We start from the raw sequence: 24,026 nt of genomic DNA, 5'->3' as shown, positions 1-24,026 counted from the left end.
CTGCGGGAGCTTTCGATGGCCCGATGCTGTTCACGGAGCCACTCGATAAAGGCCGAGCGCCAGCTTGTCTCCTGACGAATAGTTGAGCCCGTCGATTTCGGTAAGGCGCTTTGCCGTCTTGCCCTGCCCCGCAAGCAAGCCGTTGAGTTTCTGCTCTTCCCCAACCGGCGCCAGCCCGAGCGCGCAGGCCGGATCGGCCAGCAGGTGCTTGGCGACCCCGTCGACATCGGTGAGCAAAGTCTTGGTGCCGACGAGGAATACGAGGCTCGGCTCATGATAGGGCGCCGAGGCGAGCACGGTGGTATCGCATGGACGGTTGGCCTCGACCGCTGCCTTGATGGCCGGGCTCAGCCAGATCGGCTTCAGCGAGGGCGCAATCACGCCGAACAGCAGGCTGAAGGTGATGCCTGCGCCGACAGCAATCGCCGCGATGCGCCCGAGCGGGATCTGCAATTGTCGCGGGAAAGCCAGCCAGCCGGTGACGAGCGCCGCCATGGCCGCCGGGACGCTCCACCAGGAAAAGCTCTTCGACAGGTAAAGAGGGGCTCCGATGCATATCACCGCCAGGCCGACCGCAACCACGCCTAGGCCGAAGGCGGTCGCCCACCACAGCCATGTCTGCCAGCGCTTCAACGGTGCGTTCGCCTCTTCGGCCGGCAAGGTCAGCAGCCAGCCGATCAGCAGCGCCATGCCGGGATAGGCCGGCATCACATAATGCGGCAGCTTGGTCGGGATCGCCTCGAAGACCAGCCAGAACGGTATATACCAGGCTAGGCAGAAACGCAGGCGCGGGTCGTCCCAGAAGCGGTTCATGGCCTGCAGGCCCGCGCCGACCGCGATCAATCCGAACGGCCACATGAACAGCGAATAGGTCAGCATGTAGAAGCCCGGCGGCAGCCCGTGCGATTCCTCTCCCTGAGCCACCTTGTTCAGCATGTCCTTGCCGACCGCTTCCTGGAAGAAGGCGCCGCCGCTCTTCAGCGTGATGAGGATGAGCCAGGGCAGCACGATGACGAGCACGATGGCGATGCCGCGCACGAGCTTCAGTTTCAGGAGCCATCGCCAATCGCGCTCGAACGCGAACAACGTGGCGGCCGTCAGCAGCGACAAGACCGGCGCCACCGGGCCCTTGATGAGGATGCCGAGTCCCTGCGCGATCCAGAATATCCACGGCAGTTGCGCCGCCACCGGCTCGTTGCGGCGCGCCGCCAGGTAGACTTGCGCCAGCGCGCCTTGCGCGGCCACGCAGCAGGCCAGAAGCATGGCGTCTGTCTTTGCGTCGCGGCCCTCGAAAGCAGTGGCGAAGATCGCCGCCATCATCAGTCCGGCGGCGAGACCGGCTTCGGCGCCGAATAGCTTCTTGCCGGTCCAGGCGATGCCGACGACGGCAAAGGCGATGCCGAGCATCGAGACCAGCCGGTAGACCCAGATCGGCGCCGCGGCGCCGTCGCCGCTCAGCGCCACGACCGCCGACTGAAGCCAGTATATGCCGACGGGCTTCTTGTAGCGCGAAGTTTCCTGGAAGCGGATATCGACATAGTCGCCGGTCTCGACCATCTGTTTCGTCGCCTGCACGAAGCGGGACTCGTCGCGGTCGATCGGCGGCAGGCTGACCAGCCCGCCGAAAGTCATCAGCAGGCTGAACAGAAGGAGGATGAGGTAGTTTCTGTTCATCGCGGGAGCGTTCCGGACATGATCTGCGGGATTGCCCCGTCGCGGCGGCTTGTGGGCCGCCCTTGCGCGGGCGCCTCATTACGCCAGCAGAAGGGATGAGGCAAGGACGTGCGCCCGGCCGCAAGGCGGACTCGAACCGACCAACGGCGGATCGCTGGCTTGGTTTGGCGGGCGATCGGACGCAAAACCGGAAACCACTTTTGCTGATCCGCCCGTCTTTGCCTGGCGGGCGATCGGACGCAAAACCGGAAACCACTTTTGCTGATCGCCCGCGGATGCTAAACGCGCGCCTTCATGTCACGCCTGGCTGAGAGCCGGGCGATCTCCGGGAAGAAACAGATGTCCGCCTACAAGTCCGATTTCCTGCGCATCATGAGCGAGCGCGGCTTCATCCACCAGATTTCGGATGAGGCCGGCCTTGACCAGCTCTTCGCCACGGAGACGGTGAGTGCCTATATCGGCTTCGACGCAACGGCCAAGAGCCTGCATGCCGGATCGCTGATCCAGATCATGATGCTGCACTGGCTGCAGCAGACCGGGCACCGGCCGATCGCGCTGATGGGCGGCGGCACCTCGATGATCGGCGATCCATCCTTCAAGGACGAGGCGCGCAAGCTGCTGACGCCGCAGGATATCGAGGACAATCTCGTCGGCATCCGCCGCAATTTCGCGCCTTACCTGAAGTTTGGCAGCGGCGCTGGCGATGCGGTCATGGTCAACAATGCCGACTGGCTAATGGAGATCAACTACGTCAATTTCCTGCGCGATGTCGGCCGGCATTTCTCCGTCAACCGCATGCTCGCCTTTGACTCTGTCAAGCTCAGGCTCGATCGCGAGCAGTCGCTGTCCTTCCTCGAATTCAACTACATGATCCTGCAGGCCTATGACTTCGTCGAGCTCTACAAGCGCCTCGGCTGCCGCCTGCAGATGGGCGGCTCCGACCAGTGGGGCAACATCGTCAACGGCATCGACCTCGGTCACCGCATGGAGGGCGTGCAGTTGTTCGCGATGACCACGCCGCTGCTTACCACCTCTTCAGGCGCCAAGATGGGGAAGTCGGCCTCGGGCGCGGTCTGGCTCGACGGCGACATGCTGTCGCCTTACGAGTTCTGGCAGTACTGGCGCAACACCGAGGACGCCGACGTCGGCCGCTTCCTGAAGCTCTATACGACGCTGCCGCTGGACGAGGTCGCCCGCCTCGAAAAGCTCGGCGGCTCGGAGATCAACGAAGCCAAGAAGATCCTCGCCACCGAGATCACTGCCATGCTGCACGGCCGCGTGGCCGCCGACACTGCCAGCGAGACAGCCCGCAAGACCTTCGAGGAAGGCGCGCTCGCCGACACGCTGCCCAGCGTCGAGGTGGCCAAGGGGGAGCTCGAGGCCGGTATCGGCATCCTGTCGCTCTTCGTCACCGCGGGGCTCGCCACCTCCAACGGCGAGGCACGCAGGCACGTCCAGGGCGGTGCAGTGCGGCTCAACGACCAGCCGGTGACGGATGACCGGCGCATGGTGACGCGCCAAGATCTGGGCGCTGAGGGCGTCGTAAAGCTCTCGCTAGGCAGGAAGAAGCACGTTCTGGTGCGTCCGATCTGATCTGCCGGATCAGCGGTATTCGAAGATCGACCGGAATATTCCGGGCGCAATCACCGAGAGCGGGTTGATGTCGAGGCTCGGCTTGTTGGCGTTGCCCCTCAGCCGGAAGGTGACGCCGATCAGGCCGCGGTCCCGGCCGTTGCCGAGCAGCGGACCGAAAAGCGGCAGTTCGCCGAAGATGCGGTTGAGGCCGTAGACCGGCATGAAGGTGCCGGTCATATCCATGTTGTTGTTCTGATCGTAAAGGATGCCCTGGAAGGTGGTGCCGATGCGCGGTCCGCGCAGCACGCCGTTCGCCAGCCTCAGATAGCCCTCCCCCTTGTCGATCTCGGCAAAGCCGCGCTCGAACTGAACCCTCGATGTGTCGATGTCGGCCTTGACCGCCTGGTTCAGGCTGCGCGTGTCGCCGGCGGGCTTGGTCGACACGATCGAGGCGAGCTTGGGCTCGTTGACGACATAGAAGTTGCTGGCATCGACCTGGCCCTTCATCGGACCGTCGGCCGCACCCGAGAGCGACAGCGTGATCGCCCCACCCTCCATGTGCTCGTATATGTTGAGGAACCGCAGGATCGCACCGGCATCGGCCGACTTCATCCTGAGCGTGCGCCCGGCGTCGCCGGTGGTGTTGCTTACGCTGACCGCGGCGCCGGAACTCGCCGTTGCGCTGACTTCGAGTCCCTTCACCTTTGACCCGGCGCCGCTGTAATCCAGCTTGAGATTGGACAAGACCTCGTCGTGAAAGCCGGTCAGCGATTTCACGTCGGCGCTGACCGAGATCGCATCGGCCCCGGCGCCTTTTGTGGCCGTATCGACGTCGGAGGTGAACTGCTTGATCAGCGAGCGGGCATCGAGCGACTCGCCGCTGACATCGACCGCATAGCTCTTGCCCGACCGCTTCACCGAGACGGCGACATTGTCGCCCCGGTTGAGCGCGACCTTGCTGAAGCGGGCCGAGGTCAGCGCGCCGTTGACGAGAGTCACATCCCCATCGATGGAGAAGCTTTTTCCGTCGAGATCGAAATCCGACAACGTGGTGGTGCCGCCGGACTTGGCCATTGTGAAGTTAACCTTCGCGGGGATGCCGGCGCCCTTGCTCCACCCCGCCCATGGGATATCGAGTTTCGCACTGGTTAGGTCGGCGGAGACCTCCTGACTGCCCTCGCCGCTCTTGTCGATCGCCACCTTGATCGTTCCGGAAAGCAGCGGCGACAGCCCCGGCATCATCGCCGCGCGCGTCTGGTCGTCGATCAGGAGCGTAACCTTGCGGCCCCGCGGCGGCCCGTTGTCCTCGAGCGGCTCGACCAGATCGAGTGCTGCCGGAATACCGTTGAGCCTGGCGTCGGCCGAGATCACCGCCCGGTCGGGGCTGACCGTGATCGAGCCGTCGGCTTCCGTGACCGTCTGGTCCTCGAAGGGCTTGGCGAGCGACAGATCCTTGTAGTCCAGAGCCACCTGCCAATCGAGCGTCGAGGTGTCGACACCGGAGGTCAGCGGGATATCGGCGCGGACGTGTCCGGTAACCGTTCCGGTCAGGTCTTCCGGTGCCAGTCCGACATGGCGCATGGCGTTGATCGGCTCATAGGAAGCGAGTTCGGCGATCGCCGGCGCCTCGCCGGCGACGTCGATGTCGAGCGCGCCGATCACCGGCGAGTGGTTCGCCTCCTTCACCGTCAGCGTGCCGCCGCTTGCTGCCACCGTGCGGCCGCTCGCCATGAAGACGCTGCCCGAGGAGAGCGAGATGTCGACGTCGTTGCCGTGGAAGGCGACGACGCCGACCGCGTCGCGGATCGGCGGGATGCGTCCCGCCGTGTCGAAACGCGAGCCCTCGACCTGGAAGCGGCCGAACACCTCGTTGCCCGAGAGCGGAACGCCATTGCCGAGCCGGCCCGGCGCCACCTGGAACTGCAGGTTGGCATCGACGACGCGTCCGCCGAACAGATTGTCTAGCACCCAAAGGCGCGCGTTGCGCGCCGAGAACCAGGGCCACAATTGCTTGACATGCGAGACCGGCATGTCGTGCACGTTGAGCGAGAGGGAAATTCCCGGCGGACCATTGTCGATGAAGGCGAGCGCCGCCGAACCCAGTACCTCGCTCTGGCTGCCGGAGCGCACGCCGATCTGCTCGGCGACAAGCTTGCGGCTCTTCGTCTGGTAGACGCCGGCGATGCGGGCGAGGAATTTGAGCGCCGGCTCCGGCGATTCCGAAGGCGCAAGCGTCGAGCCGTCGCTGGTGAGGTCGTAGCGATAGGAGGGCTCGCCCGCCGCGCTCGCCGGCTTCGGCCCGATCGAGCCAGCGAAATCGAAGCTCGAGCGGCCGGTCTTGATCTGCAGCCTGTCGACAGAAATCTTGTTCGAGCCAGCCACCAGCGTGGCATCGGCATCGACATCGGCCGACAGTTGGCCGCGCGTGCCGAGATCGAGCACCGAGCCGGTGAGCGCCAGCGAGACCGACAGGCGCGACGGCGTTTCGCCGGACGCTTCCGCGCCCGAAAGCTTCAGCGCAACCGTCCCGAGCCGGCCTCCATCGGCAGCCGCTGTGTCGCTGGCGGTTGAGTGTGCGGCGGCGTCAGCCATCTGAAGATCGGCGTCGAGCGTCGCCACCCGCCTGGCGTTGGCGTCGCGGGTGGCGGATGCGATCAAGGTGACGTGCCTGCCGTCGACATCGGCATCGGCTGAAAGCTGCATGCTGCCCGTGCCGCTTTGGGCGACCGTCGCGTCGCCGACAGTCACGCGCTTTATCGGTCCCGAATTGGGTAATTCGAACTCGACATTGCGAAGCTCGATCCGGCGCATCGAGTCCTCGCGCACGGCGTCCAGCGCATCATTGACGCCGGCAAACACCACGGCCGCCACCTTTTCGGGATCGACAAGCCCGTCCTCGTTGCGCAGCGCCGCCGCCCAGTCGCCGCCGCCGGACGGCATTGCCGCGGTCACGATGCGCGCGTCGGAGAACCTGGCGCTCGTCAATCGCACCTCCCCCGACAGGAGCGGCAGAAGGCGGATGCCGAAGCGGACGCGACCGACATCGGCCATCGGCCTGCCGTCGGCGCTTTTCAGGCTGACATCGCTGACCTGCAGGGCAACGAAGCTCGATCCGTCGAGCGTCAGCCGCGCCGGGCCGACGGCGACGTTGACATCGACGCCGGCCAGTTTCTCGATCGCCGCCTCGGCCTCGGCCCGCAGCCGATCGGTGCCGATGCCCGAGGAGCCGAGCACATAGAGTGCAGCGGCGGCGAGAAGCACGAGCGTGCAGAGCCCGGCAAACAACCGGCCGAGAATACGGAAACGGCGGCGGACCGAAGCCCGGCCGAGCGGCGGCACGCTGCACGCGGACGGAAACGTCCCCAGGTCGGTGATCTCGTCACGCCTGAACCTGATCTTCTCGTGCTGCGGTTGCTCCTGATCCACGCAATATTCCGTTGTGACGAACTCGTCATGGACGAATCCCCGCTTCACGTTATATCGATGCCTTCCCGCGCGTAACCATAAACAGGGGCATCGATATGGCAGATCTCGAGGTGGGCGACCTTGCGCCGCAGTTCGATCTCCCGCGCGACGGAGGCGGCACTCTCAGCCTCGCCGCGTTGCGGGGAAAGCCAGTCGTACTCTACTTCTATCCCCAGGACGACACCACGGGCTGCACCAACGAGGCGATCGGCTTTTCGCAGCTGAAGCCGGAGTTCGAGAAGGCTGGCGCCGCAGTAATCGGGCTTTCGCCGGACAGCGTCAAGAAGCACGACAAATTCAAACAGAAGTACGACCTCACCGTCGATCTCGTCGCCGACGAGGAGCGGAAGGTGATCGAGGCCTTCCACCTGTGGGTCGAAAAGGCCATGTACGGACGCAAATACATGGGCGTTGAGCGCGCCACCTTCCTGATCGGCAGGGACGGACGCATAGCCCGCATCTGGCGCCGGGTGCGGGTCAAGGGTCATGCCGAGGACGTGCTGGAGGCGGTGCGAACCCTCTGAGGCTCCCGGTCCCGGCACCGCAGGGCACTCTCGCGGCCGCATACATTCGTTACCGCGAGCATCCAGTCCGCAAAGCTTTGTTAACCCTAATAATGTGTAATTCGGGCTCGTCGTCGGCGTTGCAACGAAAGCTCGGTCCCGTGAAGTCAACCGGTCAGTCAGCAGTTTTCGGCAGGCGCAAGGAACCCCACACGGTCATCATCGCGCGCGGCAACGAGATCCGGCATTTCACCATACGCCCCTGGCTGGCGGCCCTCATCGGATCCGCCCTGGCGGCAATCGCCATCGGCTACCTGCTCGCCACGTCCTATCTGGTGCTGCGCGATGACCTGATCGGCGCGGCTACGGCCAGACAGGCGCGCATGCAGCAGGCCTATGAGGATCGCATCTCCGCGCTCCGCGCACAGGTCGACCGCATTACCAGCCGCCAGCTTCTCGACCAGCAACTCATGGAAACCAAGGTCGGCGAGCTCCTGGCCAGGCAGACCCAGCTCAGCCAGCGTCACGGACGGCTTGGACCGCTCCTTGAACGCGCCGAAACCGAAGTCGGCGATGCGCCGGCGACCGGCGATGCGGCGACCAAACCCGACGACCGCGCCGAAGTGACGGGCAGCATCTCGCAGGCGCCGACCTACTCCGTCAGCCTCGGCGCCGGTGACACCAGGCCGTTCTCGCTGTGGGCGACGAGATCGGATCCGCTGGACAACGAGACTGCCGCCGATCGCGCCGACAAGCTGTTCGTGTCGATCAACGCCTCGCTCAAAGCCATCGAAACCCAGCAACTCTCCCGCATCGCCACCCTTGCCGACAACGCCTACCGGAACGCCGACGCGATCACGCAAGCACTGCAGACAGCCGGCCTGCCTGTCGACAGCGAACTCGACAAGAACGACGTCGGCGGCCCTCTGGTCCCGCTCGATTCCGCGATGATCTTCGACAGCAAGGTCAAGGAGCTGGACGAGGCCCTTGATGCGCTTGACCAGATCAAGAAAGAGGCACGTAAGCTGCCACTTACCAACCCTGCCCCCGGCCATAACGTGACCAGCCCGTTCGGCGTGCGTACCGACCCGATCCTCGGCACGGCGGCCTTGCACACGGGAATGGATTTCAGGGCCCCGATCGGCATGCCGGCCAAGGTCACCGCGGCAGGCACCGTCACCAAGGCCGGCTGGGCCGGCGGCTACGGCCGCATGGTCGAGGTCGATCACGGTAACGGCTTTTCCACACGCTACGGGCATCTCAGCGAAATCGACGTGACCGTCGGCCAGAAGCTTGCCGCCGGCGACGAGATCGGCAAGACCGGCAGCAGCGGCCGCTCGACCGGCCCGCATCTCCACTATGAAGTGCGCCACAACGGCGAAGCGGTCGACCCGCTGCGGTTCCTGATCGTCGGCAAGAAGCTCGCGCAATACCTCTAAGCTTGCAAAGCCGGCGACCCGAGAAGGGGCGCCACGGCAGACTTGTTTCGGTGATCCGACGAAATGGTGGGCGATGACGGGCTCGAACCGCCGACATCTTCGGTGTAAACGAAGCGCTCTACCAACTGAGCTAATCGCCCGCTCCGGGCCGGACCTTTAAGCAGTTAGGGCGGCATTCGCAAGGCCAAATGAACCGACGCGAGGCTGGTCGTCGAGCGGAATTCCGCAACTGCTGTGTGCCTGTCAAAAAACCTTCTCCTGTTTGCGTTTATGAACAAATGCCGCGCTTGACACCCGCAGGCGAACCCCTTATCCAGCGCCCCAACGACGAACACGGCTGACACGTGCTCGTCAGTGCGCGGGTGTAGCTCAGTCGGTTAGAGTGCCGGCCTGTCACGCCGGAGGTCGCGGGTTCGAGCCCCGTCACTCGCGCCATTTGGATCACGGATAATCCTGCCTTATCGCCGCGTCATGACATCCAGGACCGTCGTTCGCTTTCTCGTGGCAGCACTCTGCGACCGCGAGACGTCCGATCTGGGATAGTCGTGGAAACTCCATAACCCGACGAGCGCGTCGAACCAATTCTTCGCAAGACCCGATGCGGTGCCCGCAGAAAGCGGTCAGCTCCCACCAGCAGCGGTATTTTGACCTGCTCCCGATGCGAGAAGGCCGGGAGTGAGTTCACCCCTGGCCTGCCCATGGAAGACTTCTCTGCCTGCGACGCGAAGCCCAATGCGACGACCTGTGCGAGCCGTGTGTCGGAACCAATCCGGTGCGCACCGATTTCGAACTTGAAGGGATGTCAAATCCGAAGGAAGGGCAATGGCCGAAATCATCAGCTTTGAACTGGCCCAGGCGAGACAGCGCCTGAAGCGGGCCGAGCGGGCTCTTAACCGCGCTAACGAATTGCTCGACGATGGCTGCGGCGGCGTTGGTCTCAATCTTGCGCTTTGCTGCAGGATCCGGTCCGAACAGGCGCGAGTGATCGACGCACGAACGCGCCTCGGGAAGATCAATCTCACCGCGCACTACTGAGGGTCACCTCACGATCGCGACCTTCGCCCTCGAGACTGCAAAAACATAGCGACTCGTATCGTGCGGCCAGGCTTGCGCTTTTGGCTACTGGGTTATCCGGCACATCGCTTGCGCCAAATTCGCCACCGCGAGGCAAAAGTCCTTGCTGACGGAAATCAGCGCCCGGCCAGCAGCGCCTCGACTTCCTCCAGCGTCGGCATCGACGGGGCGGTGCCGGGTCGGGTTACCGAAATGCCGGCGACCGCGCAGGCAAAGCGCACGGCGTGCAGGGGCGCATCGCCCTTGGCCAGCGCCGCCGCCAGGCCGCCATTGAAGGCATCGCCCGCCCCGGTGGTCTCGACCACAGGGCCGGCGTTCACGGCGCCGACATGGTCCGAGCGATCTTTCGTGTGCAGCAGCGCGCCCTTGTCGCCAAGGGTGATGATCGCCGCGCCGCAGCCCTTCGCGAGCAGCTTGTCGGCGGCCCGGCGCGCGTCGTCGACCGACGACACCTTGATGCCCGTCAGTCCTTCGGCTTCCGTCTCATTCGGCGTGACATAATCGCAAAGCGCATAGATGCGGTCCGGCAGGCTGGCGGCCGGTGCGGGGTTGAGGATGGTGGTCACCCCTGCCCCGCGCGCGATCTCCAGTGCCTTCAGCGCCGCCTCGATCGGCTGCTCGAGCTGGGTGACGAAAACGCCCGCTGAGCGGATCAGATCGGCATGCGCCTCGATATCCGCGGGCGAGATCAGCATCGCCGCGCCCGGGCTGACGATGATGGCATTGTTGCCGCTACCCTCCTCCACGAAGATATAGGCGGCACCGGTGTAGCTGTCCGGCGTGTCGATGACGGCGCTCTTGACGCCAGCGCCGCCCCAGGTCTGCTTCGCCATATCGGCGAAGGCATCCACGCCGAGCCTGGTCAGGAAGGTGACGTCGGCGCCGAGCTTGCCGGCGGCCACCGCCTGGTTCGACCCCTTGCCGCCCGGCCCCAGCTTGAACGAATTGCCGAGGATCGTCTCGCCCATGCGCGGCTGGCGATCGGCGCGGTAGGCGGTGTCCGCGACGAAGACACCCAAAATCACGATAGGCTTAGTGACGACAGACTTGCCGGCAGCCATCTCCTTACTCCGCGTCCGGCGGAATGACGCCCTTGCGGAAGGCGAAGCAGCCATAGAAGCGGCGCTCACCGGTCTGGATGACGCAATAGGCCTTCTTGGCCCGCTCATAGAAGGCGTAGCGCTCGATCGAGATCATCGGCCACGACTTGCCTTCCGCCGCGTCGATCTCCTTCTGCACCTCCTTCTGAACCGGCGGGATCTCGTTCGGCTTGCCGACAATCTCCATGCGGGCGGCTGCATCGTTCACAAAGGTGTCGAGCGGATAGATGGACAGCACGGCCTTCGCCACCGCCGCCGCCGGCGCGTCGATGCGCAGCAGCTTGCCGAGCACGGTCCGTTTGGCAACCGAGTCGGAGGGGAAATTGGTGTCGGCGATGATCAGGTCGTCGCCATGTCCCATGGCGCGCAGCGCCTGGAGCACATCAGCATTGAGCAGCGGATCGATTCCTTTGAGCATGATTCCCTCATGAAGTCTGGTTGCGGTCAGAGACGAATGCCGGTCCCTGCGTCGAAGAGATGGACATGGTCGAGCCGCGGCCTGAGCTTCAGCGTATCGCCCGGCTTGAAGTCGTGGCGCTCGCGGAACAGCGCCACCATTTCGCCCTCGCCGAAACGCACGAACACCAGCGTTTCCGAGCCGGTCGGCTCGACCACCGAGATCGTGGCCGCGACGCCTTCGGGATGAATCTCCAGATGCTCCGGCCGCACGCCATAGACGACGGCCTGTCCTTCCTGCGCGGAACTGCCGGCCGGAAGCGGAAACGCCGTGCCTGCAATGTCGACAACCGCCTTCTCGCCTTTGCGCACGGTGCCCTTGAGCAGGTTCATCGCCGGCGAGCCGATGAAGCCGGCAACGAACAGGTTGGCCGGCCGGTCGAACAGCTGGAGCGGCGCCCCGACCTGCTCGATGCGCCCATCGCGCATGACCACGATCTTGTCGGCCATGGTCATGGCCTCGATCTGGTCGTGGGTGACATAGATGGTGGTGGTCTTCAGCCGCTGGTGCAGTTCCTTGATCTCGGTGCGCATCTGCACCCTGAGCTTGGCGTCGAGATTGGAGAGCGGCTCGTCGAACAGGAACACCTGCGGATTGCGCACAATGGCGCGGCCCATGGCGACGCGCTGGCGCTGGCCGCCGGAAAGCTGGCGCGGATAGCGCTTGAGGTAGGGATTGAGATCGAGGATGTCGGCCGCGCGCTTGACGCGTTCGGCCACCACCGCGGGATCGGTTTTGCGCAGCTTCAGAGCGAAGGCCATGTTCTGCTCGACCGTCTTGTGCGGATAGAGCGCATAGTTCTGGAACACCATGGCAATATCGCGCTTGGCGGGCGGCAGGTTGTTAACAATGCGGTCACCGATCGAAATGGTTCCGCCGGAGACTGTTTCCAGTCCCGCCACCATCCTCAACAGCGTGGACTTGCCGCACCCCGAAGGTCCGACCAGAACGACGAACTGGCCGTCGGCAATGTCGACGCTGACCTCATGCAGAACCTTGACGGGTCCGAATGCCTTGGCCACATTGGTAATCGCGACTTGAGCCATCGTCTCCCCTATCGTTTTGGGTCAAGCTAGCCATTGCCAACAGCAAGGGCAAGTCGGTATCTTATAGATAAAAAGCCATTCTTGTTGACAGGGTAATCGATTACGCGAATAGTGGAGTGCGCCAATCCGAACAACCGATCCTTGTCCCCGGAATCGGATCTCCAGGCGACGCAGGGTGGGGTCCGACGTCCCCCTATGGTATAGGAGAACCGCAGACGTTTCGGCGTCCGAGAGATTGGCAATTCAATTCACGACTGAAGTTCTGGGAGGAACCTTGCGATGAGAGTCGATCTTTACGAAAAACTGGTGCGTGCCGGGGCGTCCCGCCGCGATGTGTTGAAAGGTGCGGCCAGCATGGCTGCAATCGCCGCGGCATCGGGCGCCGGGCTTGGCGCGCTGACCCGGCCGGCCGCTGCGGCTGACGATCTGCGCGCGAAAATCCTGCAGATTCCGGGCGTCGGCAAAGGCCAGCCGACGGACGCCGACTTCCAGAAAGTCGGCGAGCTTTGCCTGGAAGCGACCAAGGCGAACGTCAAGGAAGGTGAATTCGCCGGCGTCGAGCTCACCTTCATGGGCCTCAACAACCAGAACCTCCACAACGTGCTGTTCCGCGGTTTCCTGAAGCCTTGGGAGGCCTATACGGGCGCGAAGATCAGCTGGATCGACCTCGCCCAGGCTGACTACAACGCCCGCCTGCAGCAGTCGATCGCCACCGGCACCGTCGACTTCGACATCATCGAGATGGGCGCGCCCTTCGAGGGCGACGTCTGCGGCAAGGGCCTTACCTCCGAAATGCCCGATTGGGTCAAGAAGCAGATCGACATGGACGATCTCGTCAACTACCTGAAGCCGCCGGTCGGCACCTGGGACGGGAAGCAGTACCGCGTCACCATCGACGGCGACACGCACAACTTCAACTACCGGACTGACGTGTTCTCCGATCCGGACCTCGCCAAGGCGTGGAAGGAAAGCGGCGCGACGACCGAATGGGGCGTTCCGAAGACCTGGCAGGAAGTGCAGGCCGTCACCAAGTTCCTCAAGGGCAAGCAGTTCAAGGGCCAGGACGTCTACGGCTATCTCGACGCGCCCAAGCCCTGGGGCGGTTTCGGCTTCTACTTCCTCGGCAGCCGCGCCAGCGCCTATGCCAAGCATCCCGACGACAAGGCCTGGCTGTTCGATGCCGACACCATGAAGCCGCGCATCAACAACCCAGCCTGGGTGCGGGCCATCCAGGACGTGATCGACGCGCTGCCCTCCGAGCCGCCGGATCAGATCAACGCCGACCCGAACACCACCGGCTTCCAGCAGTTCCTGGCCGGCACAGGTTCGATGATCCCCTGGTGGGGCGACATCGGCTCCAACGTCAAGACCAACGATTCCTCGGTGATCGGCGACGTCACCGGCTTCTCGATCCTGCCGGGTTCGGACGACGTCTACAACTCCAAGACCGGCAAGTGGGACAAGCTCGCCAGCGGCCCGAACTATGCGCCGAACTGCGCCTATCTCGGCTGGGGTGTCTATGTCATGGCCCGCGTCGACAGCGACGAGAAGAAGAAGAAGGCGGCGTGGTCGGCCGCGGCCCATCTCGGCGGCAAGGACCTGTCGCTGTGGTGCGCGGCCTATCCTTCCGGCTTCCAGCCCTACCGCAACTCCCACTTCAACATTCCGGAATGGGTGGCTGCGGGCTACGACGAAGCTTTCATCACTTCCTATCTCAAATCGGAAGGCGATTCGTACAACCATCCCAACGCAGCCATCGAGCCGCGCATCCCCGGCATCTTCCAGTATTATTCTACCGCCGAGGACATCCTGGCCAACACCTTCGCCGGCAAGATGAAAGCGCAGGAAGGCGCCGACGCGATCGCCGCCGCCTGGGAAAAGCTGACCGACCAGATCGGTCGCGAGAACCAGATCAAGCTCTACAAGGCCTCGCTTGGCATGTAGGCAGGCGTTATGATCAACTCGTGGCCCGGCGGCATGTCGTCGCCGGGCCATATTTTTAGACCGGCAGGACGGTCATCGGCGCAAAGAGGCGAACGGCGTGGCTGATCAGATTTCGACCGCGAATGCGTGGCCGGCACATTCCGCTTCCACCGATCTTGTTCCACCGGGCCGCAAGCGCCTCGGCTGGGCCTTGATGGCCGCGGCCTCGCTCGGCCTTCTGGCGATGATCGTGGTTCAGATTCTCTACAAGACTGAAGTCGACACGGTCGGCTTCGACAATTGGCGTCCCGTCGTCTACGCCTACGTTCTATGGGGCATAGCGCTTGGTGTCGGTCAGGTTCTGACGCGCGGCGAGGACGGCCAGCGCGCGCTGTTTCTCCTGCCGGCGCTGCTGTTCACCATCGCCATGGTGGTCTTCCCGACCCTGTTCGGCTTCTACATCGCGCTCACCGACTGGAACCTCAGCTCTTTCTCGGGCCGAAAATTCAACGGACTCGACAATTTCTGGCAGATGCTGCGCGACCCCTACTACCGCAATGCGCTGTTCAACATGGTGCTCTATGTGCTGGCGGTGCTGGTGGAATACGTCATCGCCTTCGGCTTGGCACTGCTCCTCAACGCGCAGATCAAGGCGCGAAAATTCTGGCGCGTCGTCTTCCTTCTGCCGCTGATGCTGTCGCCGGTCGCCGTGTCGTGGATGGTCGGCAAGTCGCTGATGGAATATCGGTTCGGGCCGGCTGCGACGCTGGCACGGCATCTCGGCTGGGATAACCCCGCCTTCTTCTCGAACCCGATCACGGCCCGCATCTCGATCATGGTGCTCGATGCCTGGACTTTCATCCCGTTCATGATGATCATGCTGCTTGCCGGCCTGCAGGCGATGTCGCGCGAGGTGCTGGAGGCGGCGCGCGTCGACGGCGCGACCCCGTGGCAGACCTTCTGGCAGGTCACCTTCCCGCTGATGCTGCCGGTTTCGGTGACGGCGGTGATCCTGCGCATCATCTTCAAACTGAAGCTTGCCGACATCATCATCACGGTGACCTCCGGCGGCCCCGGCGGCGCGACCGACTCGATATCGAGCTTCATCTACCGCGAGTACCGCGACCGTTCGAATGTCGGATACGGCACGATGCTTGCCATGGCGTATCTGATCATCATCATCGTGTTCGTGACCTGGCTGCTGAAACTCGCCAGCCGCTTCGTGCGTAACGTCAACTGAGCGGTCGAGATCATGAGCGTCCAGACCACCGATTACACCGTCTCCGACATCCGCTCGCCGGCCGCCTTCATCACCAGCCGCATCTTCATTTACGGAGCGCTGGTGTTCTGGGCCTTCATCTGCCTGTTCCCGATCTATTGGACGATATCGACGTCTTTCAAATCGGCGGTCGACGTCACGCAAGGCCATCTCATCCCCTTCGTGGATTACCAGCCCGACTGGAAAGGCTGGCGCTCGCTCGGGCTGTCGCCGGACTCGATCTTCCAGACCTCCACCGTGCGTGACGAGTTCCTCAAGCGTTTCATGAATTCGGTCATCACCTCGGTCGGCGCTTCGAGCCTTGCCATCGTCATCGGCAGCCTCGCCGCTTACGGTCTCACCCGCTATCGCTATCACTTCGCCTGGTTCAAGAACGAGGATATCTCCTTCTTCTTCCTGTCGCAGTTGATCCTGCCCCCAGTGGTTCTGGCGCTCCCGTTCCTGGTCCTCTACCGGGAGGTCGGGCTGCTCGACACACGCATCGGGCTGGTCCTGCTCTACACGCTGATGGTGCTGCCGATCGTCATCTGGATCATGCGCGACCAATTCAATTCGATCCCGGTCGAGCTCGAGGAAGCCGCCCTCGTTGATGGGCTCACGATCTGGGGTGCCTTCTTCCGCATCGTCATGCCGATCGCCTTGCCCGGCATGGTCGCCGCCTTCATCCTGGCGATGGTGCTGTGCTGGAATGAATACTTCTTTGCCGCGCTGCTGACATCCACCGACGCCAAGACCATCCCCGTCATGGTCGCGAGCCAGACCGGATCGCAAGGCATCAACTGGTGGTCGATGGCGGCCCTTGCCACCGCCGCCATCACCCCGCTGGCGGTCATCGGCATCCTGCTCGAACGCTACCTGATCATGGGCATGACCGCCGGTGCGGTGAAGTAGCAGTCCGTGCGGATCAATTGGCGGGCGAACCCGGACGACAGACCTACATCGCCTCAGCCGGCGCAAAGAAGCAGTTCTCATGCTCTTCGGTCGGATGCAGGCAGATGTGAAATCTCTCGTCCCCTGATGGAATGACGCTGTCATAGGGGACGAAATAACGATTCTGGTGGGTAACCTTGCGATGATCGCCCGGTCGAAGGATGATCACATAGCCACCAGCTTCAGGCGTGACCGTCATGCTGGGAATGCTGCCGCAGTCGCCTGTAGTCCTATCACCCCGACAGCAGGCTGGCGGATATGTCCAGCCGCCGTCAGCTTTGTGCGCAGATGCAGACACAGGCTCAAGGATCGCAGTCATGACAATCATGCCTGCAATGCACGCCATTCGTCGGCCTACGACCCCGCGCACCGCTCCATATGCCCTCGGCGTTGGTCGCATAGTATAATATTATGAGTATCTAATATATAGGGAGCCTTGCCACGCCTGAGAAGCGACCATCAGCGCGCCGTGAGCGCCGTCCGCAAATGCTCGAGGATCATGGCGACGCCCGTCTGGCCCAGCTCGGCCGACGCGTCCGATGCGCCTTTCGTGTACCAGCTTGTATTGTCGGCGAAGCGGCCCGCATCGACCGCCTCGGGACAGAGTGCGAGCATCAGCGAGGTCTCGCCGATGCCGGCATGGTCGAACGGATACTTGCCGATCACCGCGGCCGGCATCAGCGGGTGCACCTGGACCCAGTTGAAGACGTTCTCGCCCTGGGCGTGGCCGGCATAGTAGTCGGCCATCTTGTCGGAGCCCCACCACCCCTCGCCGCGCTCCTTCTCCAGAAAGCGAAAGATCGCTTGCCGGCCGGCGGTCTTGAAGGCGAGATCGGTCGGCATGCCGGCGACGAAGTTCTCGGTCTGGTGGTGGACAATGGCGTGGATGTTGCGAAAGCCGACGCGCAGCAGGCTGAAGAACAGCTCCTCCGCGAATGGCGCCAACTGTCCGCCGCCGACCTGGATCGATCCGCTGCCTTCCGGGGCCGCCACCGCATAGCTCGCCGCGCCATAGTAGAAGGGCGGCAGGATGACGATGTCGGCCTCCTTCTCGAACAGCTCCAGCATCTTGACGACCGCCAGCGTGTCCATGCCGACCGCCATGTGCTCGCCGTGGTATTCGAGCACGCCAAGCGGCAGCACGACCGGCCAGTTCTCGTCGATCGCCGTGCGGATCTGGTGCGGCAGCATCAATTCGTAGCGCATCGCCCTACTCCATGTTCGTATGGCGGGCGCGCATTGTTTCCGGCGTCGCGCCGGTGAGCGCCTTGAGTTTCAACACCATGATCTCGAACAGCAGGAACAGCGCGCCTTCGAACAGCGAGCCCATCGGCAGCACCGAGGTTCTGGCGGCCCCCTGATCGCTGGCCATGGTCTGCGCCGGAATGAGCAGCGCAAAGTCGGCGAGCTTCGTTGCGCTGCCAGCGGCCTCCGCCGTGACCAGCAGCCGCTTGGCGCCCGCCTCGCGCGCCACCCGCATCAAGGTCAGCACCGTTGTTGTCTCGCCTGGTCCGGAACTTGCCAGGAAGACATCGCCCGGCCCCAGCGGCGGCGTGGTCATGTCGCCGACGACCGAGACCGGGAGACCGAGATGGAACAGCCGCATGGCGAAGCCTTTGAGTTGCAGTGCTTCGCGGCCACAGCCATAGACGACAATCTTGCCGGCGCCGGCCAGCATTTCGCAGGCGGCATCGACCCGGGTGTCGTCGATGCGCCGCACGACGGCGGCAAGCTCGTCCAGCGCGGTATCGAACATCTGCGTCATGACGGTTTCATCCTATCGACACTGGAAAGGCGGAACGACCGCGACAGCATTTCCAGCGAAAGGCTTGTTTTTGTTCATGCTATCACCGCGAAAATTCGTCGCCAACGAGCCGCGGCGCTTTTGCTGAGCCGCCAGCGTGATAGTGTCATGTCTGACAAATCAATCCAGGATATCGCAGCAGATGAAGACACGGCATTTCGAACGTATCGGCAATGGCGGCATCACCTTCACCGAACTCGGCTTCGGCACCGCTCCGCTCGGCAATCTCTACCGCGCCATCTCCGACGAGGACGCCAACGCCGCACTTGAGGCGGCATGGCAGACCGGCTGTCGTTACTTCGACACCGCGCCGCTCTACGGGCTCGGCTTGTCGGAGACCCGACTGAACCCGTTCCTGCGATCGAAGAAGCGCGACGACTACGTGCTCTCCACGAAGGTCGGGCGCCTGATGCGCGCCTGCCCGCCGGGCGAACGCACCGGCATCGGCAAGTTCTTCGACACGCCCTCGCGCAAGGAGGTCTACGACTACAGCTATGACGGCGTCATGCGCTCCTTCGAGGCCTCGCTGGAGCGGCTGGGCGTCGACCGCATCGACATCCTTTTCGTGCACGATGTCGACATCTTCACGCATGGCAGCAAGGAGACGTCGGACCGGCGCATCGAGGAATTCATGTCGTCCGGCTATTACGGCCTGCTGGCGCTGCGCGACCAGGGCGTGATCAAGGCGTTCGGCGGCGGCATCAACGAATGGCAGGTCTGCCAGACTTTGGCCGAGCGCGGGGATTTCGACCTCTTCCTGCTTGCCGGCCGCTATACGCTGCTCGAGCAGGAGGCGCTGGCTACCTTTCTGCCGCTCTGCGAAAAGCGCGGCATCGGCATCGTTCTCGGCGGCCCCTACAACTCCGGCATCCTGGCCACAGGTCCGAAGCCCGGCGCCTTCTACAATTATAGCGAGGCGCCAAAGGATGTGCTTGACCGCGTGGCGCGCATCGAGGCGGTCTGCAAGCGCCACGGCGTGCGGCTGATCGAGGCGGCGTTGCAGTTCCCGCTTCGGCACCCTTCAGTCGTGTCGGTGATCCCCGGCGGCCAGCGTCCGGCCGAGGTTCAAGGCAACCGCGCGCTGCTCGACACCAAGATACCGGCTGGCCTGTGGGCGGATCTCAAGCAGGACGGGCTGATGCGCGCCGATGCGCCGACGGCCTAGTCTAGTTCGAAGCTTTGGCTTTCCGAGGCGGGGGCAAAAAGAAAAGCCGGGCACGCCCGGCTTTTCTGGACTTAAAGAAAAAAGGTCTTAGTTGACCGCGTCCTTGAGGCCCTTGCCGGCCGAGAACTTCGGCACCGTGCGGGCCGGAATCTTCACTTCGGCGCCGGTCTGCGGGTTGCGGCCGGTCGAAGCAGCGCGTTTTGACACGGTGAAATTTCCGAAGCCGACAAGCCGGACATCGCCGCCCTTCTTCAATTCGCCAGTGATCACGGAGAACACCGCATCGACGGCCGACTGCGCGTCAGCCTTCGAAATGCTTGCGGAGTCGGCGACAGCGGACACCAGTTCGTTCTTGTTCATCAAAATTCCCTTCCATGAGAAAACCGGGACTTACGACTCGTCCCGGCAGGAAACGGACTTTAGAAAGAAGCGTCTCGGAACCCAAGTCGAAAAGCGACCGGGAATGCGAAAAAAGCCCGGAATTCTGCGGTTTTTAACATGAAAAAGCCGGGCGCGAAGCCCGGCTCTCTCTTTGTGCAATGCAACCTTAGCAAGATCTAATGCGCGAGCGACTTGCCAGCGTCGTCCCCGGCCTCGACATCGGCCGGAGGATTGACAGGCTCGACCCACTCGATCGGCTCCGGCATGCGGACCAGCGCATGACGCAGGACCTCGCCGACCCGTGAGACCGGGACGATCTCCATGCCGTTCTTCACATTGTCCGGAATCTCCGCCAGATCCTTGGCGTTATCTTCCGGGATCAGCACCTTCTTGATGCCGCCGCGAAGCGCTGCAAGCAGCTTCTCCTTCAGGCCGCCGATCGGCAGCACCCTGCCGCGCAGCGTGATCTCGCCGGTCATCGCTACATCGGCCCTGATCGGAATGCCCGTCAGGACGGAGATGATCGCGGTGGCCATCGCCACGCCGGCCGACGGGCCGTCCTTGGGCGTGGCACCCTCCGGCACGTGGACGTGGATGTCACGCTTGTCGAACAGCGGCGGCTCGACGCCGAAATCGAGCGCTCTGCTGCGGACATACGAAGCCGCCGCGGAGATCGATTCCTTCATCACGTCGCGCAGATTGCCGGTCACCGTCATGCGGCCCTTGCCGGGCATCATAACGCCTTCGACAGTCAGCAGTTCGCCGCCGACTTCCGTCCAGGCAAGCCCGGTGACCACGCCGACCTGATCGTCGGCCTCGACCTGGCCGAAGCGGAAGCGCGGCACACCGAGATAGTCGGCCAGATTGGCCGGCGTGATGTTGACCGTCTTCTTCTTCGTCCTCAGGATCTCGGTCACAGCCTTGCGTCCGAGCTTCATCAGCTCGCGCTCCAGGCTGCGCACCCCGGCTTCCCTTGTGTAGGTCTGAATGATGCCGCGGATCGCGTCGTCGGAGACGGAGAACTCCTTCGCCTGCAATGCATGATCGCGCACCACCTTGGGCATCAGGTGCCGCTTGGCGATCTCGATCTTTTCATCCTCTGTATAGCCGGCGATGCGGATGATCTCCATGCGATCCATCAGCGGCGCGGGGATGTTCAACGTGTTCGCCGTCGTCACGAACATCACGCTCGACAGGTCGTATTCGACCTCGAGGTAATGGTCCATGAACGTCGAGTTCTGCTCGGGATCGAGCACCTCGAGCAGGGCCGAGGACGGATCGCCGCGGAAGTCCTGGCCCATCTTGTCGATCTCGTCGAGCAGGAAGAGCGGGTTGGACTTCTTGGCCTTCTTCATCGACTGGATGACCTTGCCGGGCATCGAGCCGATATAGGTGCGCCTGTGGCCACGGATCTCGGCCTCGTCACGCACTCCGCCGAGCGCCATGCGGATGAACTCGCGGCCGGTCGCCTTGGCGATCGACTTGCCGAGCGAGGTCTTGCCGACGCCGGGAGGACCGACGAGGCACAGGATCGGCCCCTTCAGCTTCTTCTGGCGGCTCTGCACGGCAAGGTACTCGACAATGCGCTCCTTGACCTTGTCGAGGCCGAAATGGTCGGCGTCGAGCACGTTCTGCGCGAAGGCGAGATCATGCTTGACCTTGGAGTTCTTGCCCCACGGGATCGACAGCAGCCAGTCGAGATAGTTGCGCACGACGGTCGATTCAGCCGACATCGGCGACATCGACCTGAGCTTCTTCAACTCGGCCTCCGCCTTCTCGCGGGCCTCCTTGGAGAGCTTGGTCTTCTTGATGCGCGCCTCGATCTCGGCGGCCTCGTCGCGGCCGTCCTCGCCCTCGCCGAGTTCCTTCTGGATCGCCTTCATCTGCTCGTTGAGGTAGTATTCGCGCTGGGTCTTCTCCATCTGGCGCTTGACCCTGCTGCGGATGCGCTTCTCCACCTGGAGCACCGAAATCTCGGCTTCCATGAAGCCCATCGCCTTCTCGAGACGCTCCTTGACGGACAGCGTAGCTAGCATCTCCTGCTTCTCGGGGATCTTGATGGCGAGGTGCGAGGCAACCGTGTCGGCGAGCTTGGAATAATCGTCGATCTGGCTAGCGGCGCCAACCACTTCGGGCGAGATCTTCTTGTTCAACTTCACGTAGTTCTCGAAGTCGGTGACGACCGAGCGGGCCAGTGCCTCGATCTCGACCTCTTCCTCCTCCGGCTCGACCAGCGCGGTGGCGCAGGCCTCGTGGAAGTCGGGACGGTCGGTGAACGAGACGATCTTGGCGCGCGAGGCGCCCTCGACCAGCACCTTCACGGTGCCGTCGGGAAGTTTCAGCAGCTGCAGCACGTTGGCGAGCGTGCCGATGTCGAAGATGGCATCCGGCTCGGGATCGTCGTCAGCCGCGTTCATCTGGGTGGCAAGCAGGATCTGCTTTTCCTGACCCATCACTTCTTCCAGCGCCTTGATCGACTTTTCGCGCCCGACGAAGAGCGGGACGATCATGTGCGGAAACACAACGATGTCGCGCAGCGGGAGGACCGCGAAAACGCCGTCGCCGGAAGCCCTGGATGTTTTGGCCATTGTCCAACCTTTCATGTCGCGGCCGCTAATCAAGCCAGCCGCGAATCTTATATTAACGACCGAGCGTCGTTCCGCCTACCACCCTTTGTGACGGGAGTTTTACAGCACAGAATTCGGCACCTCGGCCTTCCGCTGTTAGGTGGATGCTTGCGCGGCAAAGATCAAGGGTCAACATGTCCGCTGATCCATTCCGTGAACTGGCGAGCCCCCCATTGAAGGCCCTTCACAGCAAAACGGCGCCGCACCGGCGCCGTTCCACGAAAATTGCGGCTTCAGGTCCATTTCAGGCGCTGACGTTGCCCTTCTTTTCCTTCTGCTCGGAATAGATGTAGAGCGGCCTGGCGTTGCCGGAAACGACCTCCTCCGAGATCACCACTTCGCGCACGCCTTCCAGCGCGGGAAGCTCGAACATGGTGTCGAGCAGGATCGCTTCCATGATGGAGCGCAGCCCGCGCGCACCGGTCTTGCGCTCGATGGCGCGCTTGGCGATGGCCGACAGCGCGTTCTCGTGGAATGTCAGGTCGACATTTTCCATCTCGAACAGCCGCTGATACTGCTTGACCAGCGCGTTCTTCGGCTCGGTCAGGATCTGGATCAGCGCCGGTTCGTCGAGATCTTCCAGCGTTGCCAGAACAGGCAGACGGCCGACGAACTCAGGGATCAGGCCGAACTTCAGCAGATCCTCCGGCTCGACCTGGCGGAACAGGTCGCCGGTGCGGCGATCCTCGGGCGAGGCGACGGTGGCGCCGAAACCGATCGAGGTCTTGCGGCCGCGATCCGAGATGATCTTGTCCAGCCCGGCGAAGGCGCCGCCGCAGATGAACAGGATGTTGGCGGTGTCGACCTGCAGGAACTCCTGCTGCGGATGCTTGCGGCCGCCCTGCGGCGGCACCGAGGCGACGGTGCCTTCCATGATTTTTAGCAGCGCCTGCTGCACGCCCTCGCCCGACACGTCGCGGGTGATCGAGGGGTTGTCCGACTTGCGCGAGATCTTGTCGATCTCGTCGATGTAGACGATGCCGCGCTGCGCCCGCTCGACATTGTAATCGGCCGACTGCAGGAGCTTCAGGATGATGTTCTCGACGTCCTCGCCGACGTAACCCGCTTCTGTCAGCGTCGTGGCGTCGGCCATGGTGAAGGGCACGTCGATGATGCGGGCGAGCGTCTGCGCCAGCAGCGTCTTGCCGCAGCCGGTCGGCCCGATCAGCAGGATGTTGGACTTCGCCAGCTCGACGTCGTTGTTCTTGCCGGCATGCGCAAGGCGCTTGTAGTGGTTGTGGACGGCCACCGACAGCACGCGCTTGGCGTAGGGTTGGCCGATGACGTAGTCGTCGAGGACCTTGAGGATCTCCTGCGGGGTCGGCACACCCTCGCGCGACTTCACCATCGAGGTCTTGTTCTCCTCGCGGATGATGTCCATGCAGAGCTCGACGCATTCGTCGCAGATGAAGACCGTCGGACCGGCAATCAGCTTGCGCACTTCGTGCTGGCTTTTGCCGCAAAACGAGCAATAAAGCGTGTTCTTTGAATCACCGCCGTTGTTGCCTACCTTGCTCATTTTCCTGTCCTTTCATGGACGCCCGCCGATGGTCTGACTGCTGGGCGTCTACCCCAATCTATCGC

Annotated in this window: 19 protein-coding genes and 2 tRNA genes; 9 read left to right on the top strand and 12 right to left on the bottom strand. The window is 63.3% G+C overall.

Going from position 1 to position 24,026, the window contains the following annotated elements; all coding sequences use genetic code 11:
• Positions 1-30: 30 nt before the first annotated feature.
• A complete protein-coding gene (locus EJ074_RS28785) occupies positions 31-1,674 on the bottom strand; it encodes a glycosyltransferase family 39 protein (RefSeq protein WP_095806053.1) in 1,644 nt (547 codons plus the stop codon).
• A gap of 339 nt (positions 1,675-2,013) precedes the next feature.
• On the opposite strand from EJ074_RS28785, the gene tyrS reads away from it, so the two are divergent.
• Positions 2,014-3,267, top strand: a complete 1,254-nt coding sequence (gene tyrS, locus EJ074_RS28780) for a tyrosine--tRNA ligase (RefSeq protein WP_095806054.1) — start codon at positions 2,014-2,016, stop codon at positions 3,265-3,267.
• A 9-nt stretch (positions 3,268-3,276) separates the two neighbouring features.
• Here tyrS and EJ074_RS28775 read toward each other — a convergent pair whose 3' ends face one another.
• Complete coding sequence (locus EJ074_RS28775; RefSeq protein ID WP_095806055.1) at positions 3,277-6,675, bottom strand: DUF3971 domain-containing protein; 3,399 nt, start codon at positions 6,673-6,675, stop codon at positions 3,277-3,279.
• Positions 6,676-6,770: 95 nt separating this feature from the next.
• On the opposite strand from EJ074_RS28775, the gene EJ074_RS28770 reads away from it, so the two are divergent.
• Both EJ074_RS28770 and EJ074_RS28765 read left to right on the top strand, forming a co-directional pair.
• Positions 6,771-7,238 (top strand): peroxiredoxin, encoded by a 468-nt coding sequence (locus tag EJ074_RS28770; RefSeq protein WP_095806056.1) that lies wholly within the window; start codon positions 6,771-6,773, stop codon positions 7,236-7,238.
• 140 nt (positions 7,239-7,378) lie between these two features.
• Positions 7,379-8,656: a M23 family metallopeptidase gene (locus tag EJ074_RS28765; protein ID WP_095806057.1), complete on the top strand. Its 1,278-nt coding sequence runs from the start codon at positions 7,379-7,381 to the stop codon at positions 8,654-8,656.
• Between the two features lie 64 nt (positions 8,657-8,720).
• Here EJ074_RS28765 and EJ074_RS28760 read toward each other — a convergent pair.
• Positions 8,721-8,796: transfer RNA gene (locus EJ074_RS28760), tRNA-Val, on the bottom strand.
• Positions 8,797-9,014: 218 nt separating this feature from the next.
• On the opposite strand from EJ074_RS28760, the gene EJ074_RS28755 reads away from it, so the two are divergent.
• Positions 9,015-9,091: transfer RNA gene (locus EJ074_RS28755), tRNA-Asp, on the top strand.
• A 387-nt stretch (positions 9,092-9,478) separates the two neighbouring features.
• Positions 9,479-9,691 (top strand): hypothetical protein, encoded by a 213-nt coding sequence (locus tag EJ074_RS28750; protein ID WP_095806058.1) that lies wholly within the window; start codon positions 9,479-9,481, stop codon positions 9,689-9,691.
• Between the two features lie 155 nt (positions 9,692-9,846).
• Here the strand turns inward: EJ074_RS28750 and rbsK are convergent, their stop codons facing one another.
• The 3 genes from rbsK to ugpC are packed head-to-tail and all read right to left on the bottom strand — an operon-like array spanning position 9,847 to position 12,333.
• Positions 9,847-10,791, bottom strand: a complete 945-nt coding sequence (gene rbsK, locus EJ074_RS28745; RefSeq protein WP_095806059.1) for a ribokinase — start codon at positions 10,789-10,791, stop codon at positions 9,847-9,849.
• A gap of 4 nt (positions 10,792-10,795) precedes the next feature.
• Entirely contained in the window at positions 10,796-11,248 is a 453-nt protein-coding gene (locus tag EJ074_RS28740) for an RbsD/FucU family protein (protein ID WP_095806060.1), read from the bottom strand.
• 26 nt (positions 11,249-11,274) lie between these two features.
• Positions 11,275-12,333 carry a sn-glycerol-3-phosphate ABC transporter ATP-binding protein UgpC gene (gene ugpC / locus EJ074_RS28735; RefSeq protein WP_095806061.1) on the bottom strand — a complete coding sequence of 353 codons (1,059 nt, stop codon included), beginning with the start codon at positions 12,331-12,333 and terminating at the stop codon, positions 11,275-11,277.
• Positions 12,334-12,612: 279 nt separating this feature from the next.
• Here ugpC and EJ074_RS28730 point away from each other — a divergent pair, with 279 nt between their 5' ends.
• From EJ074_RS28730 to EJ074_RS28720, 3 genes are all read left to right on the top strand, one after another.
• Positions 12,613-14,277 (top strand): sugar ABC transporter substrate-binding protein, encoded by a 1,665-nt coding sequence (locus tag EJ074_RS28730; protein ID WP_095806062.1) that lies wholly within the window; start codon positions 12,613-12,615, stop codon positions 14,275-14,277.
• A 97-nt stretch (positions 14,278-14,374) separates the two neighbouring features.
• On the top strand, positions 14,375-15,496 hold the full coding sequence (locus EJ074_RS28725) for a sugar ABC transporter permease (RefSeq protein WP_095806063.1): 1,122 nt from the start codon (positions 14,375-14,377) through the stop codon (positions 15,494-15,496).
• A 12-nt stretch (positions 15,497-15,508) separates the two neighbouring features.
• Positions 15,509-16,426 (top strand): carbohydrate ABC transporter permease, encoded by a 918-nt coding sequence (locus tag EJ074_RS28720; RefSeq protein WP_095806064.1) that lies wholly within the window; start codon positions 15,509-15,511, stop codon positions 16,424-16,426.
• A 43-nt stretch (positions 16,427-16,469) separates the two neighbouring features.
• Here EJ074_RS28720 and EJ074_RS30500 read toward each other — a convergent pair whose 3' ends face one another.
• From EJ074_RS30500 to EJ074_RS28705, 3 genes are all read right to left on the bottom strand, one after another.
• Positions 16,470-16,664 carry a hypothetical protein gene (locus tag EJ074_RS30500; RefSeq protein ID WP_245420342.1) on the bottom strand — a complete coding sequence of 65 codons (195 nt, stop codon included), beginning with the start codon at positions 16,662-16,664 and terminating at the stop codon, positions 16,470-16,472.
• Positions 16,665-16,924: 260 nt separating this feature from the next.
• Entirely contained in the window at positions 16,925-17,671 is a 747-nt protein-coding gene (locus tag EJ074_RS28710; RefSeq protein WP_095806066.1) for a creatininase family protein, read from the bottom strand.
• A 4-nt stretch (positions 17,672-17,675) separates the two neighbouring features.
• On the bottom strand, positions 17,676-18,230 hold the full coding sequence (locus tag EJ074_RS28705; protein ID WP_095806067.1) for an SIS domain-containing protein: 555 nt from the start codon (positions 18,228-18,230) through the stop codon (positions 17,676-17,678).
• A gap of 181 nt (positions 18,231-18,411) precedes the next feature.
• Between EJ074_RS28705 and EJ074_RS28700 the strand changes: the two genes are divergently transcribed.
• The gene (locus tag EJ074_RS28700; protein ID WP_095806068.1) at positions 18,412-19,434 is read left to right on the top strand and encodes an aldo/keto reductase; all 1,023 of its coding nucleotides are present in this window, start codon (positions 18,412-18,414) and stop codon (positions 19,432-19,434) included.
• 87 nt (positions 19,435-19,521) lie between these two features.
• Here the strand turns inward: EJ074_RS28700 and hupB are convergent, their stop codons facing one another.
• The 3 genes from hupB to clpX form a co-directional block, all read right to left on the bottom strand.
• Positions 19,522-19,794, bottom strand: coding sequence for a DNA-binding protein HupB (gene hupB, locus EJ074_RS28695; protein ID WP_027166452.1), 273 nt, complete (start codon positions 19,792-19,794; stop codon positions 19,522-19,524).
• Positions 19,795-19,991: 197 nt separating this feature from the next.
• Positions 19,992-22,403: an endopeptidase La gene (gene lon, locus EJ074_RS28690; RefSeq protein ID WP_095806069.1), complete on the bottom strand. Its 2,412-nt coding sequence runs from the start codon at positions 22,401-22,403 to the stop codon at positions 19,992-19,994.
• Positions 22,404-22,686: 283 nt separating this feature from the next.
• Positions 22,687-23,961, bottom strand: coding sequence for an ATP-dependent Clp protease ATP-binding subunit ClpX (clpX, locus tag EJ074_RS28685; RefSeq protein ID WP_040969491.1), 1,275 nt, complete (start codon positions 23,959-23,961; stop codon positions 22,687-22,689).
• Positions 23,962-24,026: the final 65 nt, after the last annotated feature.

It is taken from the genome of Mesorhizobium sp. M3A.F.Ca.ET.080.04.2.1 (assembly GCF_003952525.1).
GTDB lineage: Bacteria > Pseudomonadota > Alphaproteobacteria > Rhizobiales > Rhizobiaceae > Mesorhizobium.
The sequence above is the reverse complement of the archived record's forward strand: the minus strand, read 5'-3'. Positions and strand labels throughout refer to the sequence as shown.

Coding starts and splice junctions, on each gene's coding strand:
- EJ074_RS28730 (WP_095806062.1), top strand. CDS start 12,613: ATGAGAGTCGATCTTTACGAAAAACTGGTGCGTGCCGGGGCGTCCCGC.
- EJ074_RS28720 (WP_095806064.1), top strand. CDS start 15,509: ATGAGCGTCCAGACCACCGATTACACCGTCTCCGACATCCGCTCGCCG.
- EJ074_RS28740 (WP_095806060.1), bottom strand. CDS start 11,248: ATGCTCAAAGGAATCGATCCGCTGCTCAATGCTGATGTGCTCCAGGCG.
- EJ074_RS28750 (WP_095806058.1), top strand. CDS start 9,479: ATGGCCGAAATCATCAGCTTTGAACTGGCCCAGGCGAGACAGCGCCTG.
- clpX (WP_040969491.1), bottom strand. CDS start 23,961: ATGAGCAAGGTAGGCAACAACGGCGGTGATTCAAAGAACACGCTTTAT.
- lon (WP_095806069.1), bottom strand. CDS start 22,403: ATGGCCAAAACATCCAGGGCTTCCGGCGACGGCGTTTTCGCGGTCCTC.
- EJ074_RS28770 (WP_095806056.1), top strand. CDS start 6,771: ATGGCAGATCTCGAGGTGGGCGACCTTGCGCCGCAGTTCGATCTCCCG.
- tyrS (WP_095806054.1), top strand. CDS start 2,014: ATGTCCGCCTACAAGTCCGATTTCCTGCGCATCATGAGCGAGCGCGGC.
- ugpC (WP_095806061.1), bottom strand. CDS start 12,333: ATGGCTCAAGTCGCGATTACCAATGTGGCCAAGGCATTCGGACCCGTC.
- EJ074_RS28785 (WP_095806053.1), bottom strand. CDS start 1,674: ATGAACAGAAACTACCTCATCCTCCTTCTGTTCAGCCTGCTGATGACT.
- hupB (WP_027166452.1), bottom strand. CDS start 19,794: ATGAACAAGAACGAACTGGTGTCCGCTGTCGCCGACTCCGCAAGCATT.
- EJ074_RS28705 (WP_095806067.1), bottom strand. CDS start 18,230: ATGACGCAGATGTTCGATACCGCGCTGGACGAGCTTGCCGCCGTCGTG.
- EJ074_RS28710 (WP_095806066.1), bottom strand. CDS start 17,671: ATGCGCTACGAATTGATGCTGCCGCACCAGATCCGCACGGCGATCGAC.
- rbsK (WP_095806059.1), bottom strand. CDS start 10,791: ATGGCTGCCGGCAAGTCTGTCGTCACTAAGCCTATCGTGATTTTGGGT.
- EJ074_RS30500 (WP_245420342.1), bottom strand. CDS start 16,664: ATGACGGTCACGCCTGAAGCTGGTGGCTATGTGATCATCCTTCGACCG.
- EJ074_RS28700 (WP_095806068.1), top strand. CDS start 18,412: ATGAAGACACGGCATTTCGAACGTATCGGCAATGGCGGCATCACCTTC.